This is a genomic window from Pseudomonas sp. PHC1 (genome assembly GCF_046487845.1).
In the GTDB taxonomy this organism is placed as follows: domain Bacteria; phylum Pseudomonadota; class Gammaproteobacteria; order Pseudomonadales; family Pseudomonadaceae; genus Aquipseudomonas; species Aquipseudomonas sputi.
Map to the genome: position 1 here is coordinate 53,510 of NZ_JBJXHJ010000002.1, position 19,102 is coordinate 72,611.

Genomic DNA, 19,102 nt, shown 5'->3' on the forward strand with positions numbered 1-19,102 from the left:
AGCCGGGCTAATGGCATTTGCGTAAAACGCTTGATGCTTCACCGTCGAAGCCGCAGATGCGACCGAGACAAACCCGCTTCACCGCGTCAGGCCTGGCTCTTTTGCCAGCGGTGCACGTCTTTTCTGACGAGCCTTTCAAGGCTACTGACGAGCACACCCACTGATTCCTCTTACGACGATCAGCCCAAGGCACCTGCTTGCGTGCCCGCTTCATGAGCTATCCGAGACTGATTACCAGCCGTCAGCGGATTCAGCGCAACATTTTCGAATAGTCAAAGACTGATGATTACTAACGTCAGTGGATTTTCGGCAGATACACTTCCCGACAGCGATTACGCAAACGACACCGGTCGAGCCGCCCAACGTGCGCGCATCACTCATTGACCCGCGTCCGGCCGCCTTTCGCATCGGATCCATTACAGTGCAGACGAGAACGCCATGGCCGGGCTGATTCCCCAGAGCTTCATTGACGACCTTCTGAACCGCACCGACATCGTCGACGTGGTCAGCTCGCGCGTGCAATTGAAGAAGGCCGGCAAAAACTACACCGCCTGCTGCCCGTTCCATAAAGAGAAAACTCCGTCGTTCAGCGTCAGCCCCGACAAACAGTTTTATTACTGTTTCGGCTGTGGCGCCGGCGGCAACGCCCTCGGCTTTCTCATGGATCACGACAACCTGGACTTCCCCCAGGCCGTCGAAGACCTCGCCAAAGCCGCCGGCATGGAAGTACCGCGCGAAGAAGGCGGTCGCTCGAACAAACCGCGCCAGCCGACCGACTCGCCGCTTTATCCACTGCTCACCGCTGCTGCCGACTTTTATCGGCAGGCCCTCAAGAGCCACCCGGCACGCAAGGCCGCCGTGGACTATCTCAAGGGCCGCGGCCTGACCGGCGAAATCGCCCGGGACTTCGGCCTCGGATTCGCACCGCCGGGATGGGACAACCTGCTCAAGCATTTGAGCAGCGACACCTTGCAGCAGAAAGCCATGATCGACGCCGGCCTGCTGATCGAGAACGCCGAAACCGGCAAACGCTATGACCGTTTCCGCGATCGCGTGATGTTCCCGATCCGCGACACTCGCGGACGGATCATCGCTTTCGGTGGCCGGGTTCTCGGCGACGACAAGCCGAAATACCTGAACTCCCCGGAGACTCCAGTCTTCCATAAAGGCCAGGAACTCTACGGCCTGTACGAAGCACGCAAGAATAATCGCAACCTCGACGAAATCATCGTCGTCGAAGGCTACATGGACGTCATCGCTCTGGCCCAGCAAGGCCTGCGCAATGCCGTCGCGACACTGGGCACCGCCACCAGCGAAGAACACCTCAAGCGTCTGTTTCGTGTAGTACCGAACGTTCTGTTTTGCTTCGACGGTGACCAGGCCGGCCGCAATGCTGCCTGGCGTGCACTGGAAGCTACACTTTCCAGCCTGCAGGACGGGCGCCGTGCACGCTTTCTGTTTCTACCCGAAGGCGAAGACCCGGATACGCTGATTCGCGCCGAGGGCACTGACGCCTTCCGCGCCCGGATCAATCAGCACGCTCAACCGCTGGCGGATTACTTCTTCCAGCAACTGACCGAAGAGGCCGACCCGCGCTCGCTTGAGGGCAAGGCCCATATGGCCACGCTCGCTGCGCCGCTGATCGACAAGGTTCCCGGTGCCAACCTGCGCATCCTGATGCGTCAGCGCCTGACCGAAATCACCGGTCTGAGCAGCGAGAGCGTCAGCCAGCTGGCCCAGAGCGCGCCTGCGGAAGCACCACCTGCCTACGATCCGGGCATCGATTACGACGCCATGCCGGACTACAGCGACTACCATCAGCCGCAGGCACAAGACATGTATGTGCCGCAGCAGGAGTGGACGCCGAAGAAACCCGGCGCTGGCGGCAAGAAATGGGACAAGAAACCGTGGGACAAGAATGGCAAGCGTAGCGGCGATCGCGATCAGCCACGTGCCCCGCGCGTGCCGGCCGCCGTCGAACCACCGACACTGGCCGCCCTGAGGACCTTGCTGCATCACCCGCAACTGGCGGAAAAAGTCGAGGACGCCGGGCACTTCGCGGACGAGAACCAGACCAACGCACAACTGCTGGTAGCACTGCTCGAAGCCGTACAGAAGAATCCCAAGCTAAACTCGTTTCAGTTGATCGCGCGATGGCACGGAACCGAACAGGGCCGACTGCTCAAGGCGCTGGCGGAAAAGGAATGGCTGATTGACGGAGACAACCTTGAACAACAGTTTTTCGACACCATTACTAGCTTGTCAGCCCGCCAACGCGAGCGAAATCTGGAACAACTGCTCAGGAAAGCGCGTCAAAGCGAACTGAGCACCGAAGAGAAAAATCAACTGCGCGACCTTTTAAGTCGCAATGTTTCCGCATCAAACCCGACCTCAACTGGCGCGTGAGGTCATAGCTCAGGTATAATCCTCGGCTTGTTTTTTGCCCGCCAAGACCTTCAGTGGATAGGGTGTTATGTCCGGAAAAGCGCAACAGCAGTCTCGTATTATTGAGTTGATCAAACTGGGTCGTGAGCAGGGCTACCTGACTTACGCAGAGGTCAACGACCACCTGCCCGAGGATATTTCAGATCCGGAGCAGGTGGAAGACATCATCCGCATGATCAACGACATGGGGATCCAGGTACACGAGAGCGCTCCGGATGCGGATGCCCTTTTGTTGGCCGAAGCCGATACCGATGAGTCCGCCGCGGAAGAAGCAGCCGCTGCGTTGGCGGCGGTGGAGACCGATATCGGTCGCACCACTGATCCGGTGCGCATGTACATGCGTGAAATGGGTACGGTCGAGCTTCTGACTCGTGAAGGCGAAATCGAAATCGCCAAGCGTATCGAAGAAGGCATCCGTGAAGTGATGAGCGCGATCGCGCACTTCCCTGGCACGGTTGACCATATTCTCGCCGAGTACACCCGCGTCACCACCGAAGGTGGACGCCTGTCTGATGTTCTGAGCGGTTACATCGATCCGGACGACGGCATTGCGCCGCCTGCCGCCGAAGTGCCGCCACCGATCGACGCAAAAGCGGCGAAGGCGGAAGAGTCCGACGACGATGACGAGGCCGAAGCTTCCGATGACGAAGAAGAAGCCGAAAGCGGTCCGGATCCGGTCATTGCAGCCCAGCGCTTCGGTGCTGTCGCCGACCAGATGGAAATCACCCGCAAGGCCCTGAAAAAGCACGGTCGCCACAACAAGGCGGCGGTTGCCGAACTGTTGGCCCTGGCCGAGCTGTTCATGCCGATCAAACTGGTGCCGAAGCAATTCGAAGCCCTGGTCGAGCGTGTTCGCAGCGCCCTGGATCGTCTGCGTCAGCAAGAGCGCGCGATCATGCAGCTGTGTGTACGTGATGCACGTATGCCACGCGCCGATTTCCTGCGCCAGTTCCCGGGCAATGAAGTCGACGAAAGCTGGTCCGACGCCCTGGCCAAAGGCAAAAGCAAGTACGCCGAAGCCATTGCCCGCGTGCAACCGGACATCATCCGTTGCCAGCAGAAGCTGACCGCGCTGGAAACCGAGACCGGTTTGACCATCGCCGAGATCAAGGACATCAACCGTCGCATGTCGATCGGTGAGGCAAAAGCCCGCCGCGCGAAGAAAGAGATGGTTGAAGCGAACTTGCGTCTGGTGATCTCCATCGCCAAGAAGTACACCAACCGTGGCCTGCAATTCCTCGATCTGATCCAGGAAGGCAACATCGGTCTGATGAAAGCGGTGGACAAGTTCGAATACCGTCGTGGCTACAAGTTCTCGACCTATGCCACCTGGTGGATCCGTCAGGCGATCACTCGCTCGATCGCCGACCAGGCCCGCACCATCCGTATTCCGGTGCACATGATCGAGACGATCAACAAGCTCAACCGCATTTCCCGCCAGATGCTGCAGGAAATGGGTCGCGAACCGACTCCGGAAGAGCTGGGTGAGCGCATGGAGATGCCTGAGGACAAGATCCGCAAGGTATTGAAGATCGCCAAAGAGCCGATCTCCATGGAAACCCCGATCGGTGATGACGAAGACTCCCATCTGGGTGACTTCATCGAAGACTCGACCATGCAGTCGCCAATCGATGTCGCCACTGTTGAGAGCCTGAAAGAAGCGACCCGCGAAGTGCTGTCCGGCCTTACTGCCCGTGAAGCCAAGGTACTGCGCATGCGTTTCGGTATCGACATGAACACCGACCATACGCTCGAAGAAGTCGGCAAACAGTTTGACGTGACCCGTGAGCGGATCCGTCAGATCGAAGCCAAGGCGCTGCGCAAGCTGCGCCACCCGACCCGAAGCGAGCATTTGCGCTCCTTCCTCGACGAGTGACACCAGAACCCCCGGCCCAGGCCGGGGGTTTTGTTTATATGGCAGATTAAATACCTCGCACCACCCTCCCCCCGCGCACAGCCCGTCTACACTCGAAACATTCCCCCGAGCCATAACGAGACCGTTATGCCCAGACTGGCGTCCGTGCTTTTTTTGCTGTCACTGATGATCTGGACCGCAACGGCTGACGCGCTGACTCTGACCGATGAAGAACGTAGCTGGCTGGCGGCTCACCCGGATTTGCGCCTGGGTGTCGATGCATCGTGGCCGCCCTTCGAATTTCGCGACGACCAGAGTCGCTATCAGGGCCTGGCAGCGGACTATATCGATGTGATTCGCCAGCGCCTGGCGATCAAGCTCACTCCCATCGAGCCGGTGAGCTGGACGGTCGTGCTCGAACAGGCGAAAAACGGCACCATCGACCTGCTGCCGGGCATCATGTCCACCCCGGAGCGTCAGCGTTACCTGTCGTTCACCCGGCCCTATCTCGACTTTCCGATCGTCATTCTCGCCCACGTTGGCGGCCCGCAACCGCGCGAGCTCGAGGAGCTTTACGGCCTGAAAATCGCCGTGGTCGAAAACTATGCCCCCCATGAACTGCTGCGCACCCACCATCCCGACCTGAATCTGGTGGCGATGCCCAATGTCAGCTCGGCGTTGCAGGCCCTGGCCACCGATGAAGTGGACGCCGTGGTCGGCGATCTGGCCTCGAGCGTCTGGAGCCTGCGCCAACTTAAACTGGATGGCTTGTACGTGAGCGGGGAAACCCCTTACCGCTACCAGCTGGCAATGGCCGTCCCCCGGGACAACAAGATGCTGGTGGGGATTCTGGACAAGGTGCTGGCCGACATGTCCCCGGAGGAAATCAGCAGCATCCAGGAACATTGGGTGGGCAACGTCCTCGATCACCGGACATTCTGGTCGGATCTGCTGGTTTACGGTTTACCGGGCCTTTCGCTTCTGGTCATCGTGCTGGCGGTGGTGATCCGCATCAACCGTCGACTGAGCTCGGAAATCGCCCGACGTATCAACCTCGAACAGGAACTGCGCAGCAGCGAATACCACTATCGGGGGCTGGTGGAGAGTCTCTCGGCCATCGCCTGGGAAGCGCGGATCAGCGACTTCACCTACAGCTATGTTTCGCCCCATGCCGAAGACCTGCTCGGCTATCCGCTGTCTCATTGGCTGATTCCGGGCTTCTGGCGCAACATCATTCACCCGGCCGACCTGACTCGAGCCCAAAGCTTTTGCGATCACGAGGTGCTGGCCGGACGCGATCACAGCCTCGATTACCGGGTAATCACCGCTGATGGGCGTTGCTTGTGGGTACGCGACATCGTCAGCCTGATCGAACACGGCCACGAACCCGTGATGCGCGGCCTGATGATCGACATCAGCGAAACCAAGCGCACCGAAGAGGCGTTGCGTCTGTCGGAACAGAAATTCGCTTCGGTATTCCAGCAATGCCCCGATATTCTGGTCATTGCACGCTTATCCGACGGCTGCCTGCTGGAAGTGAACGAAGCCTTTGAGGAGCAGATCGGGCTCAAGGCTGAAGAAGTCATCGGCCAGACCGCCACCGAACTCAACATCTGGGGCATTCCCGGAGTCGGCCCGGGCCTGCTTCAACGCCTGCAAGCCGGCAGCATTCGCAACCTGGAGATGCCCTTTCGCCGCAACAACGGCCAGGTGTTCACCGGGCTGATTTCCGCTGAACCTTTCGAGCTCGACACCACTCCGGCGTTGGTCGTGGTGGTGCGCGACATTACCCAACTCAAGGAAACCCAGCAGCAACTGCAAACCTCCGAAGAAAAGTTCGCCAAGGCCTTCCACGCCTCGCCGGACGGCCTGCTGCTGTCGCGACAAAGCGACGGCTTGCTGCTGGAGGTCAACGAAGGTTTCAGTCGCATCACCGGATTCAACAGCGCCATGTCGGTGGATCGCTCGGCGCTGGATCTGGGCATCTGGGTCAACCTCAACGAACGCAAGCAAATGCTCGACCTGCTGCACCGCGACGGGTTCGTTCGTGACTTCAGCTGCCATATCCGCCGCAGCGACGGGCAGATCCGCCTCTGCGAGGTGTCCAGCCGTCCGCTGCCGATCGGCGACGAAGACTGCATGCTGACCATCGCCCGGGACATCACCGAACGCCACCTGATGCAGGAAAAACTGCAACAGGCAGCGACAGTGTTCGAAAGTACTGCTGAAGGCGTGTTGATCACCGACACCCAGCAACACATCAGCGCTGTGAACCGGGCGTTCACCGAAATCACCGGTTACAGCGAAAGCGAAGCGCTCGGTCACACCCCGCGCCTGCTGGCCTCCGGACTGCACGACAGCGCATTTTACGCGGCGATGTGGCATCAACTGACGGACGAAGGTCACTGGCAGGGCGAAATCTCCAACCGGCGCAAGAACGGCGAGTTGTACCCCAGCTGGCTGACCATCAGCGCCGTGCGCAACCGCGACAACTTCATCACCCACTTCGTAGCGGTGTTCGCCGATATCTCCAGCCTCAAGCACGCCCAGGCCAAACTCGACTACCAGGCGCATCACGACCCGCTCACCGGCCTGCCGAACCGTACGCTGTTCGAAAGTCGCCTGCTGACGGCACTCAACAGCCAGCGGGAAAACGGCGGTCAGGGCGCGGTGCTGTTCCTAGACCTCGACCGCTTCAAGCACATCAACGACAGCCTCGGTCACCCGGTTGGCGATCTGCTGCTCAAGGGCATCGCCGTGCGCCTCAAGGAGCAACTGCGCGATATCGACACCGTGGCGCGGCTGGGGGGCGACGAATTCATCATTTTGCTGCCCGGCCTGCAGCAACCCGGCGATGCTGACAACATCGCCACCAAACTGCTGAATTGCTTTGGAGCGCCATTCCAGGCCGGCGAGCATGAGTTCTTCATCAGCGCCAGCATCGGCACCAGCCTTTACCCGCGCGATGGTTGTGATGTCGCGACCCTGATCAAGAACGCAGACGCAGCGATGTACCGCTCCAAGGCCAAGGGCCGCAACCGGGTCGAAAGCTACACCCGCGATCTCACCGCGCAGGCCAGCGAGCGGGTGGCGCTGGAGCACGAACTTCGCCGGGCCATCGAGCGCGAGGAGTTGTACCTCTATTACCAACCGAAAATCAGTCTCGACGATCACAGCCTGGTCGGCGCCGAAGCCCTGATTCGCTGGCGCCACCCGAATTTCGGCGAAGTGCCGCCCGAGCATTTCATTCCGCTGGCGGAAGAGAACGGGATGATTCTGCAAATCGGCGACTGGGTGCTTGAAACCGCCTGCCGGCAGATGTTCGAGTGGGGCCAGATCTACGAATCCCTCGGCCCGCTGTCGGTGAACCTCGCCGGCGCGCAACTGCGCCAACCGAACCTGCTGGGACGCATCGAGCAACTGCTCAAGGAGAACCGTCTGCGACCGGAATTACTGCAACTGGAAATTACCGAAAACTTCATCATGAGCCAGGCGGAAGAGGCGCTGGCTGTGCTGCATCAGCTCAAACACCTCGGCGTGCAACTGGCCATCGACGACTTCGGCACCGGCTATTCCTCACTGAGTTACCTCAAGCGCCTGCCGCTGGACATCCTCAAGATCGACCAGTCTTTCGTCCGCGGCCTGCCCGACGACCCGCACGACGCTGCGATTGTCCGCGCCATCATCGCCCTGGGCCGCAGCATGCAATTCACCGTGATTGCCGAAGGCGTGGAAACCCAGGCCCAGCAACAATTCCTCGCCGCCGAGGGCTGCGAACAGATCCAGGGCTACATCGTCAGCCTGCCGCTACCGCCGGAGGAATTCGCCGCGACGTTTCTTCGCATAGCCGTATCGGATTTTTCGGATAGCACAGCCGAGAAACCGTCGCTATAATCCGCGGCCTACTGAGGGCCTATAGCTCAGTTGGTTAGAGCAGAGGACTCATAATCCTTTGGTCCACGGTTCAAGTCCGTGTGGGCCCACCAAACATGAAAAAGCCGCGCTTATGTGCGGCTTTTTCGTACCTGCGTGGAGAAGTCCCTTGCCCGACATCCGCCCACCCGTGCTCGATGAAATCGACCGCCAGCTGATCGCTGCCCTGCAAATCAACGCTCGCGAAAGCGTGGCGATGCTGGCCCGGCAATTGGGCATCGCCCGCACCACCGTGACTTCGCGACTGGCCCGACTGGAAAAGGCCAAGGTCATCACCGGTTACGGCGTACGTCTGGGGCAGCGTGTCGTGGATGGCGGCTTGCAGGCCTACGTTGGGATCAAGGTGCAGCCACGCTCCGGCAAAGAAGTGCTGCGCCGGTTGAGCGCGATGGCACAGGTGCAGCAATTGTGCGCGGTGAGTGGCGAGTTTGATTATGTGGCGTGGTTGCGGACTGATTCGCCGGAGCAGCTCGATCAGCTTCTGGATCAGATCGGCAGCGTAGACGGCGTGGAGAAGACCACGACCTCGATCATTCTCAGCAGCAAGATTGATCGCGGGCATCCAGTTTGATCACTGCTTTCGTCATATTGCAGTACTAACGCTCAAAACGACGACACATTGCGTCTTATTAACGTGTTCTACGCTCCCTAGAATGGCTGGCATCTTTTCCTATACTCAGACGCGCCTCCAGCGTCGGGTCGCCAGTAAGGTCAGTCATGAACAAGAACAATCGCCATCCCGCAGACGGTAAGAAACCGATCACCATTTTCGGCCCGGACTTTCCTTTCGCTTTTGACGACTGGATCGAACACCCGGCCGGCCTGGGCAGCATTCCCGAGCACAACCATGGTGCCGAAGTGGCAATCGTCGGTGCCGGCATCGCCGGTCTGGTGGCGGCGTATGAGTTGATGAAGCTCGGTTTGAAACCGGTTGTGTATGAGGCTTCGAAGCTCGGCGGCCGTCTGCGCTCCCAGGCATTCAACGGCACTGACGGCATCGTCGCCGAACTTGGCGGCATGCGCTTCCCGGTGTCCTCCACCGCGTTCTATCACTACGTCGACAAACTCGGTCTGGAGACCAAGCCCTTCCCCAACCCGCTGACGCCGGCTTCCGGCAGCACCGTGATCGATCTGGAAGGCAAAACCCACTACGCACAGAGCCTGAAGGATCTTCCTGCACTGTTCCAGGAAGTGGCTGACGCCTGGGCCGACGCTCTGGAAGCCGGCTCGCAGTTCTCCGATATCCAGCAAGCGATCCGCGACCGTGACGTACCACGCCTCAAGGAGCTGTGGAACACCCTGGTACCGCTGTGGGACGACCGCACGTTCTACGACTTCGTCGCCACGTCGAAAGCCTTCGCCAAACTGTCGTTTCATCACCGCGAAGTGTTCGGCCAGGTCGGTTTCGGTACCGGCGGCTGGGACTCGGACTTCCCCAATTCGATGCTGGAAATCTTCCGCGTGGTGATGACCAACTGCGACGATCACCAGCACCTGGTGGTTGGCGGTGTGGAGCAAGTGCCACAAGGCATCTGGCGTCATGCGCCGGAACGCTGCGTACACTGGCCGCAAGGCACCAGCCTGAAATCCTTGCACCACGGTGCCCCGCGCTCCGGGGTGAAGAAAATCGCCCACGCGCCTGATGGACGTTTCGCGGTCACCGACAACAATGGCGACACCCGCGAATACGCCGCCGTACTGACCACCTGCCAGAGCTGGCTGCTGACCACCCAGATCGAATGCGACGAAACCCTGTTCTCGCAGAAAATGTGGATGGCCCTGGACCGCACCCGCTACATGCAATCGTCGAAAACCTTCGTGATGGTCGATCGCCCATTCTGGAAGGACAAGGACCCGGAAACCGGCCGGGACCTGATGAGCATGACCCTTACCGACCGCCTGACCCGTGGCACTTACCTGTTCGACAACGGCGACGACAAACCCGGCGTGATCTGCCTGTCGTACTCGTGGATGAGCGACGCGCTGAAGATGCTCCCCCACCCGGTGGAAAAACGCGTGAAACTGGCGCTGGATGCACTGAAGAAGATCTACCCGAAAGTCGACATCGCGGCGCGGATCATCGGCGATCCGATCACCGTGTCCTGGGAAGCCGACCCGCACTTCCTCGGCGCGTTCAAGGGCGCACTGCCCGGCCACTATCGCTACAACCAGCGCATGTACGCGCACTTCATGCAGGACGACATGCCGCCGGAGCAGCGCGGGATCTTCATCGCCGGCGACGACGTGTCGTGGACGCCGGCCTGGGTGGAGGGCGCGGTGCAAACGTCGCTCAACGCGGTGTGGGGAATCATGAAGCACTTCGGCGGGTCCACACATAAAGAGAACCCCGGCCCGGGTGATGTGTTCAACGACATCGGCCCGATCGCCCTGCCCGAGTAAGAGGAATCCCTGATGCGTGTAGCCCTTTACCAATGTCCACCGCTGCCACTGGAACCCGCCGCCAACCTCCAGCGCCTGCACCAACTGGCGATGGAGGCCAAAGGTGCCGACCTGCTGGTGGTGCCGGAGATGTTCCTGACCGGCTACAACATCGGCAAGGAGGCGGTCGCAACATTGGCCGAAGTCTACAACGGGGAGTGGGCGCAGCAAGTCGGACGGATCGCCAAGGCTGCCGGCCTGGCGATTCTTTACGGTTACCCTGAACGCACTGCCGAAGGACAGATCTACAACGCCGTGCAGTTGATCGATTCGAACGGCGAGCGCCTGTGCAATTACCGCAAAACGCATCTGTTCGGTGATCTGGACCGTTCGATGTTCAGCCCCGGCGACGGTGAATTTCCCATCGTCGAGCTCAACGGCTGGAAGCTCGGTTTCCTGATCTGCTATGACCTGGAATTCCCGGAAAACGCCCGGCGCCTGGCCCTTGAAGGCGCCGAGCTGATTCTGGTGCCAACAGCCAACATGATTCCCTTCGATTTCATTGCTGACGTCTCCGTGCGCTCCCGCGCCTTCGAAAACCAGTGCTACGTGGCTTACGCCAACTACTGCGGCCACGAAGGCGACATCCATTACTGCGGGCAAAGCAGCATCGCCGCGCCGGATGGCAGCCGCATTGCTCAGGCCGGACTGGACGAAGCCTTGATCGTCGGCGAGCTGGATCGCCAGTTGATGGTCGACTCGCGCAGCGCCAACCGCTACTTCAACGACCGCCGTCCCGAACTTTACGACGCGCTCAACAAGCGCTAATCCGCTAGCATGGGCACTTCACTGTTCTGGAAGTGCCCATGCCTGCGCCGACTCACCCCCGCCCCCACACCGAAACCCTGGCCAACGGCTTGCGTGTGACCCTACGTCACGTGCCCGGCCTGAAACGCAGCGGCGCTGCGTTGCGGGTGGCGGCCGGCAGTCATGACGTGTCATTGGCGTGGCCAGGGCTGGCGCACTTTCTTGAGCATTTGCTGTTCCTTGGCACCGAGCGGTTTCCTGCACAGCAAGGGCTGATGGCCTACGTGCAAGGTCACGGCGGCCAAGTGAATGCCAGCACCCGCGAGCGCACCACCGATTTCTTTTTTGAGTTGCCACCAGCGTTTTTTGCCGAAGGACTGGAGCGTCTGTCAGACATGCTCGCCCATCCGCGTATGAATCCGGACGACCAGTTGCGGGAACGGGAAGTGTTGCAGGCGGAGTTTGTCGCGTGGTCGCAGGATGCTGCAGCTCAGCAGAAAGAAGCGCTGTTCGAAGGGTTGTCAGCGAAGCACCCGTTACGCGGTTTCCACGCCGGAAACCGCGACAGCCTGCCGGTAGAGCAACCGGACTTTCAACAGGCATTGAAAGACTTCCACCAGCAGTTCTACCGCACCGGGCAGATGACCCTGAGTCTGGTCGGGCCGCAAAGTGTCGAAGAGCTGCGCACGCTGGCCGAACAGTTTGCCGCCGAGCTGACGGTTGGGGATAAAACTGAACAGATATCCCCCGTTCCTTTGATGGATACCGCTCAGGCAAGTTATCAACAGGTCGGCGAGCGCCGCGACAATCTGCTGTTTGCGTTGGAGGACTTGCCAGTGTCGTCGGCCGTAGCGCTGGCGTTTCTCTGCCACTGGTTGAACAGCGCCAAGCCCGGTGGGTTGCTCGCGCATTTGCAGCAGCGGGGTCTGGCGCAGAGCTTGCGGGCCTGTGTGCCCTATCAGTTTGCTGAGCAGGCTTTGCTGCACCTTCAGTTCACTGCGACATCCGGGTCAATCGACGCCATTCGGGCAGAATGTCTCGATTGGTTGAGTTTCTTCGCGGCCCAGCAAGACTGGCCGTCCCTGCGTGCGGAATATTCGGCACAGCTTCAGCGGCAGCAGCAAGTCAGCGGTGCAGTGCAGCTGGCGCGACTCGACAGCGAACAACTCGAGAGCGACCTGTCCGATTCCGCCGTCACGGCGCTTAGAGTGATTCTCGGCAAAATCGGCACTGTGGATAACTTCAGCTGTCACTGGCATCTGCCCGCCCCCAACCCGTTCCTGCGCGCAGCCGAGCCGCTGGCCAACGCCGGCCTGATTCGTGGCCAGACCAGCGCACACCGAGGTTTGCGCACGTTCGCTCAGGATCGCTCACGCGGCCGCCGGGAGCGCTCGCCGATGCAATTTCGCCAGGCGCTGCCGGATAACGGTGACGAAGGCGCGGTGTATGTGCGCTGGCAGACGGAAGCGGCGGCCACGACCGAGCTGCAAGCGAAACTGCAACGCAGTCTGCGAGAAGTGTCTGACGACGCGCGTCAGGCCGGGGTCGAATTGTCCTTCAGCACTACGGGTAATCAGTGGCTGCTGAAATTGACCGGCCTGCAGGACACGCTGCCCATGGTGCTGGAACATGCACTGAAATATCTGACGCAGGTTGATGCCGACTCGCCAAGCAGTGAGCCGCCAGTGCCATCGATGCTGATCCGTCAATTGCTCAAGGTCTGGCCCGAGCGTTGCCTGCCCGTGGTTGCGCAATCCGATGATGCCAATCAGCTGTGGACAACTTCCCGCTGGGATGGCCTGGCGCTGGGTCTTGATGCCCATTCCCAATCGGCCATGGGACTGGCCCTGAGCCGCATTCCCGGTAAGCCATCCCCTGAATTACCGTACCTGCCGGCATTCCACGCTCAACTGCGGTGGGATCAGTTCGACAGCGACTCCAGCGAACACGCATTACTGCTGTTTTGCCCGACCGCCAGACCGGACATCCCCGGCGAAGCCGCGTGGCGCTTCCTTGCGCACCTGTGCCACACGCCGTTCTACCAGCGGCTACGAGGTGAATTGCAACTGGGATACGCGGTGTTCAGTGCTTTCAGGCAGGTGCACGGCCAGAGTGGATGGCAGTTCGGCGTGCAATCGCCGACAGTCACTCCCGAGCGACTGCTGGATCACGTTCAACAGTTCATCGAAAGCATCCCCGCGCTGATCGAAACAATCGACGACGCCTCACTCGTCGAGCAGCGCCAGATCCTTGCCGTACAACTGGATCCCGGCATCCTGTCGGGCAAGGAGGCTGCCGAACTTCAATGGCAGGCAAAACTTGCCGGCCACTCGTCGGATTACCTGAATCAACTGAGCAATGCCATAAGTCAGCTTGACCGCGAGGCATTGCTGGCCGCCGCACACTGCTTGATCCGCGCCGAAGGCGGCTGGCACGTGCTGGCCAACAGCCCTTCGCCGGGCGCACCGTGGGAAGCGTCAAAATGATCATTACCGGGGCTGCAAGGAGCTTTCTCAAAGATTCACGGGCAAACCCCCTGAAATTTTGAGTAACATAGCCACCTAACTATTTGGAACATCCCTGCGCTGCCGTGGACTATACCTATGGATAGCGCTATCTCACCCACCTGAAAAAGGAGTCACCCGATGGCTTGGACCAAACCTGCTTACACCGACCTGCGCATCGGCTTCGAAGTCACCATGTACTTCGCCAGCCGCTGAGTCCTGCCTCAAGCAGAACATTGCAGTGCAACGCCTCGGCTCGCCGGGGCGTTTTATTTTCAGCGTTGAAATGATGGAGCGTTCATGTTCGTCCAGATTCTGGGTTCGGCCGCCGGTGGCGGTTTTCCGCAGTGGAACTGCAACTGCGTCAATTGCGCCGGCTTTCGCGACGGCAGCCTGAATGCCCAGGCCCGTACCCAATCGTCCATCGCGATTTCCGATGACGGCGTGAACTGGGTGCTGTGCAACGCCTCGCCGGACATCCGCGCGCAGCTTCAGAGCTTCGCCCCGATGCAACCGGGCCGGGCCCTGCGTGACACCGGCATCAGCGCGATCATCCTGATGGACAGCCAGATCGACCACACCACCGGCCTGCTCAGCCTGCGCGAAGGCTGCCCACATCAGGTCTGGTGCACGGACATGGTCCACGAGGACCTGAGCACCGGATTCCCCCTGTTCACCATGCTCAAGCACTGGAACGGCGGGCTGGACTGGAACCGTATCGAACTCGACCAGAGCTTCACCGTCGCCGCGTGCCCGAACCTGCGCTTCACGCCGCTGCCTTTGCGCAGCGCAGCGCCGCCCTATTCGCCGCACCGCTTCGACCCGCATCCGGGCGACAACATTGGCCTGATCGTCGAAGACCTCAGCACCGGCGGCAAACTGTTCTACGCCCCGGGCCTGGGCAAGGTCGATGCGCCACTGCTGGAAATCATGGCCGGCAGCGACTGCGTCCTGGTAGACGGGACGATGTGGGATGACGATGAAATGCAGCGTCGTGGCGTCGGCACCCGCACTGGCCGCGAAATGGGCCACCTGGCGCAGAACGGTCCCGGCGGCATGCTCGAAGTGCTGGAACAGCTTCCCGAGCAGCGCAAGGTGCTTATCCACATCAACAACACCAACCCGATTCTCGACGAAGACTCCCCGGAGCGCGCGGAGCTGGTTCGGCGCAATGTTGAAGTGGCGTATGACGGCATGAGCATCGTCCTGTAACGAACGGCCCGGAGAACCGCAATGACCGACACCCCGCTGTCCCCCGCCGAATTCGAAGCGGCCCTGCGCGCCAAAGGCGCCTATTACCACATTCATCACCCGTATCACGTGGCGATGTATGAAGGCCGGGCCACCCGCGAGCAGATTCAGGGCTGGGTCGCCAACCGCTTTTACTATCAGGTGAACATCCCCCTGAAAGACGCGGCGATCCTCGCCAACTGCCCGGATCGCGAAATCCGCCGCGAGTGGATCCAGCGCCTGCTCGACCACGACGGCGCCCCCGGTGAAGACGGCGGCATCGAAGCCTGGCTGCGTCTGGGCCAGGCCGTCGGTCTCGATCCGGATCAACTGCGCTCCCAGGAACTGGTGCTGCCCGGCGTGCGTTTCGCCGTCGATGCCTACGTCAACTTCGCCCGCCGCGCCAGTTGGCAGGAAGCCGCCAGCAGTTCGCTGACCGAGCTGTTCGCGCCGCAGATCCACCAGTCGCGTCTCGACAGCTGGCCGCAGCATTACCCGTGGATCGACCCCGCGGGCTACGAGTATTTCCGCACCCGTCTCGGCCAGGCCCGGCGTGATGTCGAGCATGGTCTGGCGATCACGCTGGAGCACTACAAGACCCGCGAAGGTCAGGAGCGCATGCTGGAAATTCTCCAGTTCAAACTGGACATTCTTTGGAGCATGCTCGATGCCATGAGCATGGCCTACGAACTGAACCGCCCGCCGTATCACAGCGTCACCGATCAACGGGTCTGGCATAAAGGAATCGCCTTATGAGTTTCGACCGCAGCAAGACCCCGACCTGGCGCCCCGGCTACCGTTTCCAGTACGAACCGGCGCAGAAAGGCCACGTGCTGCTGTACCCGGAGGGCATGATCAAACTCAATGACAGCGCCGCGCTGATCGGCGGCCTGATCGACGGGGAGCGGGATGTCGCGGCGATCATCGCCGAGCTCGACAAACAGTTCCCCGGTGTGCCCGAGCTCGGTGACGACATCGAGCAATTCATGGAGGTTGCCCGTGCGCAGCACTGGATCGAACTTGCCTGAGTCATCGGTGCAGGTCCCGGCCAAACCGGAAGTCGGCCTGCCGCTGTGGCTGCTCGCCGAGCTGACTTACCGCTGCCCGCTGCAATGCCCGTACTGCTCCAATCCGCTGGATTTCGCCGAGCAGGGCAAGGAGCTGAGCACCGAGCAGTGGATCAAGGTGTTTCGCGAAGCGCGGGAAATGGGCGCGGCGCAACTGGGCTTTTCCGGGGGCGAACCGCTGGTGCGCCAGGACCTCGCCGAACTGATCCGCGAAGCGCGCCAGTTGGGTTTCTACACCAACCTGATCACCTCCGGCATCGGCCTGACCGAACAGAAGATCAGCGACTTCAAGAAGGCCGGCCTCGACCACATCCAGATCAGTTTCCAGGCCAGCGACGAGCAAGTGAACAACCTGCTCGCCGGTTCGAAAAAGGCCTTCGCGCAGAAACTGGAAATGGCCCGCGCCGTGAAGGCCCACGGCTATCCGATGGTGCTGAACTTCGTCACCCATCGGCACAACATCGACAAGATCGACCGCATCATTGAACTGTGCATTGCGCTGGAGGCCGACTTCGTCGAACTCGCTACTTGCCAGTTCTACGGCTGGGCGCAGCTCAATCGTGTCGGCCTCTTGCCGACCAAGGAACAACTGGTGCGGGCCGAACGCATCACCAACGAATACCGCGCCAAGCTGGAAGCCGAAGGGCATCCGTGCAAGCTGATTTTCGTCACTCCGGACTACTACGAAGAACGCCCGAAAGCCTGCATGAACGGCTGGGGCAGTCTGTTTCTGACAGTCACCCCGGACGGCACCGCCCTGCCCTGTCATGGCGCCCGACAGCTGCCGGTACAATTTCCCAATGTGCGCGACCACAGCATGCAGCACATCTGGTACGACTCGTTCGGCTTCAACCGCTTTCGCGGCTATGACTGGATGCCCGAGCCGTGCCGCTCCTGCGACGAGAAGGAACAGGATTTCGGCGGCTGCCGCTGCCAGGCCTTCATGCTCACCGGCGATGCCAGCAATGCCGACCCGGTTTGCAGCAAGTCCGAACATCACGGTGTGATCCTCAAGGCCCGAGAAGAAGCCGAGCACGCCACCCAGACCATTGAACAACTGGCCTTTCGCAATGAACGAAACTCGCGCCTCATCGCCAAAGGCTGAGCCTTTCAGCGCCATCGCCGCCGTTGCTGCCGGCGTGGACTTCGCCGAATTGCAGCTCGGCGCCCATGGCTTGTTCTGGAATGAATATCGCCCGACAGACGCCGCCTGCCGGATCTGGCACTGGGGCGATGGCGCAGTGAAATGTCTGACACCTGTGGGCTTCAGCGTGCGCAGTCGGGTGTACGAATATGGTGGTGGGGCGTTTTGCCTGACGCCTGACGGGGTGGTTTTCGTCAACGAGGCGGACCAGCAGTTGTATCGCCAGACGCTGGATGGCGAACCCGTGGCATTGACGTCCGGCGAGTGTCGCTATGGCGATCTGAACTACGCCGACGGGCAGGTGCTGGCCGTTGAAGAGCATGGTGATCGCCATCGGCTGGTGGCTATCGATCTGGCGAATGGCGACCGCCAAATGCTGGTTGAAGGTGCGGATTTTTACGCGTCGCCGATCATCAGTCCGGACGGCCAGCGCCTGGCGTGGATCGAATGGAGCCGCCCGCACCAGCCGTGGACGTCCACCCGGCTGATGCTCGCGGAGCGCTCGGGCAATGGATTTTCCGTCCCACGTTGTGTGGCGGGTGAAACGCTGGAAGAGTCGATCCAGCAACCGCGTTTCGATACCAGCGGACGACTGGGCTGCCTGACCGACCGTGGCGGCTATTGGCAACCGTGGGTCGAGTCTGCAGAAAGTTTGCAACCGCTGCCTTGTGCTCCGGCCGATCACGCGCCGGCGCCATGGCAACTAGGCGGCTGCACCTGGTTGCCCACTGACGAAAGCTTTCTGGCGAGCTGGAGCGAAGGCGGTTTCGGCCGTCTGGCGCTTAACGGTGAAGACTTTACCGGCGACTACAGCCGCTTCCGTCATCTGGCCGTCGATGAACAGTTCATTTACTGCATTGGCGCCTCACCGATCAGCCCTTCTGCGGTGATCGCCATCGATCGCGAATCGCGCGAAGTGAATGTCCTGGCCGGCGGTGTCGCACCGCTGCCCGCCGAGCGCATCAGCCGACCGCAAACCCTGCGCTACCCCAGCGGTGCGGGTGAAGCACACGGCTTCTTTTACCCGGCGACGAATGGCGATGAGAAACCGCCGCTGGTGGTGTTCATTCACGGTGGTCCAACGTCGGCCTGCTACCCGATGCTGGATCCGCGCATCCAGTACTGGACGCAACGCGGTTTCGCCGTCGCCGACCTCAATTACCGGGGTAGCAGCGGCTATGGGCGGGAGTATCGGCAGGCGCTGCATCTGAGTTGGGGCGCGGTAGATGTCGAGGACGCCTGCGCAGTGGTGGCCTATCTGGCCGAACGCGGCAGGATCGACGGTGAGCGTGCATTCATCCGTGGCGGCAGCGCCGGTGGTTACACGACACTGTGCGCTCTGGCGTTCCATCAGGTGTTCCGCGCCGGCGCCAGCCTCTACGGCGTCAGCGACCCGGTGGCCCTGGCCCGCGCGACACACAAGTTCGAAGGCGACTATCTGGACTGGCTGATCGGCGATCCGGAGAAGGACGCCGAACGCTACGCCGCCCGCACGCCGTTGCTGCACGCAGGCAACATCCGCGTGCCGATGATTTTCTTTCAGGGTGAACTGGACGCCGTCGTCGTGCCGCAACAGACCCGCGACATGGTCGCGGCCCTGGAGCAAAACGGCATTGAGGTCGAAGCGCATTACTACGCCGATGAACGTCACGGCTTCCGCCGGGCCGCCAATCAGGCCCATGCACTGGAGCAGGAATGGCGGTTCTACCGGCGGGTGATGGGCCTGGCGGATTGAATC

General features: G+C 60.9%; 13 protein-coding genes and 1 tRNA gene. All 14 read left to right on the forward strand.

The window, feature by feature from the left end:
• The first annotated feature begins 438 nt into the window (after positions 1-438).
• The 14 genes from dnaG (at position 439) to ACKJSM_RS02875 (ending at position 19,099) form a co-directional block, all read left to right on the forward strand.
• Positions 439-2,406, forward strand: coding sequence for a DNA primase (gene dnaG / locus ACKJSM_RS02810; RefSeq protein ID WP_410236567.1), 1,968 nt, complete (start codon positions 439-441; stop codon positions 2,404-2,406).
• 67 nt (positions 2,407-2,473) lie between these two features.
• The gene (gene rpoD, locus ACKJSM_RS02815; protein WP_236178947.1) at positions 2,474-4,321 is read left to right on the forward strand and encodes an RNA polymerase sigma factor RpoD; all 1,848 of its coding nucleotides are present in this window, start codon (positions 2,474-2,476) and stop codon (positions 4,319-4,321) included.
• Between the two features lie 126 nt (positions 4,322-4,447).
• Positions 4,448-8,194: a bifunctional diguanylate cyclase/phosphodiesterase gene (locus tag ACKJSM_RS02820; RefSeq protein ID WP_236178946.1), complete on the forward strand. Its 3,747-nt coding sequence runs from the start codon at positions 4,448-4,450 to the stop codon at positions 8,192-8,194.
• 15 nt (positions 8,195-8,209) lie between these two features.
• A tRNA-Ile gene (locus ACKJSM_RS02825) sits at positions 8,210-8,286 on the forward strand.
• A 56-nt stretch (positions 8,287-8,342) separates the two neighbouring features.
• Entirely contained in the window at positions 8,343-8,804 is a 462-nt protein-coding gene (locus ACKJSM_RS02830) for an Lrp/AsnC family transcriptional regulator (RefSeq protein ID WP_007959884.1), read from the forward strand.
• 146 nt (positions 8,805-8,950) lie between these two features.
• A complete protein-coding gene (locus ACKJSM_RS02835; RefSeq protein ID WP_410236568.1) occupies positions 8,951-10,633 on the forward strand; it encodes a flavin monoamine oxidase family protein in 1,683 nt (560 codons plus the stop codon).
• Positions 10,634-10,645: 12 nt separating this feature from the next.
• Positions 10,646-11,440: a carbon-nitrogen hydrolase family protein gene (locus tag ACKJSM_RS02840; RefSeq protein WP_007959880.1), complete on the forward strand. Its 795-nt coding sequence runs from the start codon at positions 10,646-10,648 to the stop codon at positions 11,438-11,440.
• A 38-nt stretch (positions 11,441-11,478) separates the two neighbouring features.
• Positions 11,479-13,905, forward strand: a complete 2,427-nt coding sequence (gene pqqF, locus ACKJSM_RS02845) for a pyrroloquinoline quinone biosynthesis protein PqqF (protein WP_410236569.1) — start codon at positions 11,479-11,481, stop codon at positions 13,903-13,905.
• Positions 13,906-14,064: 159 nt separating this feature from the next.
• A complete protein-coding gene (gene pqqA, locus ACKJSM_RS02850) occupies positions 14,065-14,139 on the forward strand; it encodes a pyrroloquinoline quinone precursor peptide PqqA (RefSeq protein WP_003444522.1) in 75 nt (24 codons plus the stop codon).
• 84 nt (positions 14,140-14,223) lie between these two features.
• The gene (gene pqqB / locus ACKJSM_RS02855) at positions 14,224-15,135 is read left to right on the forward strand and encodes a pyrroloquinoline quinone biosynthesis protein PqqB (RefSeq protein ID WP_007959878.1); all 912 of its coding nucleotides are present in this window, start codon (positions 14,224-14,226) and stop codon (positions 15,133-15,135) included.
• A 21-nt stretch (positions 15,136-15,156) separates the two neighbouring features.
• Positions 15,157-15,909 carry a pyrroloquinoline-quinone synthase PqqC gene (gene pqqC / locus ACKJSM_RS02860; protein ID WP_011336228.1) on the forward strand — a complete coding sequence of 251 codons (753 nt, stop codon included), beginning with the start codon at positions 15,157-15,159 and terminating at the stop codon, positions 15,907-15,909.
• On the forward strand, positions 15,906-16,181 hold the full coding sequence (gene pqqD, locus ACKJSM_RS02865; protein WP_236178943.1) for a pyrroloquinoline quinone biosynthesis peptide chaperone PqqD: 276 nt from the start codon (positions 15,906-15,908) through the stop codon (positions 16,179-16,181). Before pqqC ends, pqqD begins: the two co-directional genes overlap by 4 nt.
• On the forward strand, positions 16,153-17,325 hold the full coding sequence (gene pqqE / locus ACKJSM_RS02870; protein WP_192559139.1) for a pyrroloquinoline quinone biosynthesis protein PqqE: 1,173 nt from the start codon (positions 16,153-16,155) through the stop codon (positions 17,323-17,325). The genes pqqD and pqqE overlap by 29 nt, the downstream gene beginning before the upstream one ends.
• Positions 17,291-19,099: a S9 family peptidase gene (locus ACKJSM_RS02875; protein ID WP_410236570.1), complete on the forward strand. Its 1,809-nt coding sequence runs from the start codon at positions 17,291-17,293 to the stop codon at positions 19,097-19,099. The genes pqqE and ACKJSM_RS02875 overlap by 35 nt, the downstream gene beginning before the upstream one ends.
• The last annotated feature ends 3 nt before the right edge of the window (positions 19,100-19,102 follow it).

Excerpts from the sequence above, each read along its gene's own strand:
- pqqD (WP_236178943.1), top strand. The coding sequence starts at position 15,906 with ATGAGTTTCGACCGCAGCAAGACCCCGACCTGGCGCCCCGGCTACCGT.
- pqqB (WP_007959878.1), top strand. The coding sequence starts at position 14,224 with ATGTTCGTCCAGATTCTGGGTTCGGCCGCCGGTGGCGGTTTTCCGCAG.
- pqqF (WP_410236569.1), top strand. The coding sequence starts at position 11,479 with ATGCCTGCGCCGACTCACCCCCGCCCCCACACCGAAACCCTGGCCAAC.
- ACKJSM_RS02835 (WP_410236568.1), top strand. The coding sequence starts at position 8,951 with ATGAACAAGAACAATCGCCATCCCGCAGACGGTAAGAAACCGATCACC.
- rpoD (WP_236178947.1), top strand. The coding sequence starts at position 2,474 with ATGTCCGGAAAAGCGCAACAGCAGTCTCGTATTATTGAGTTGATCAAA.
- ACKJSM_RS02820 (WP_236178946.1), top strand. The coding sequence starts at position 4,448 with ATGCCCAGACTGGCGTCCGTGCTTTTTTTGCTGTCACTGATGATCTGG.
- ACKJSM_RS02840 (WP_007959880.1), top strand. The coding sequence starts at position 10,646 with ATGCGTGTAGCCCTTTACCAATGTCCACCGCTGCCACTGGAACCCGCC.
- dnaG (WP_410236567.1), top strand. The coding sequence starts at position 439 with ATGGCCGGGCTGATTCCCCAGAGCTTCATTGACGACCTTCTGAACCGC.
- pqqC (WP_011336228.1), top strand. The coding sequence starts at position 15,157 with ATGACCGACACCCCGCTGTCCCCCGCCGAATTCGAAGCGGCCCTGCGC.
- ACKJSM_RS02875 (WP_410236570.1), top strand. The coding sequence starts at position 17,291 with ATGAACGAAACTCGCGCCTCATCGCCAAAGGCTGAGCCTTTCAGCGCC.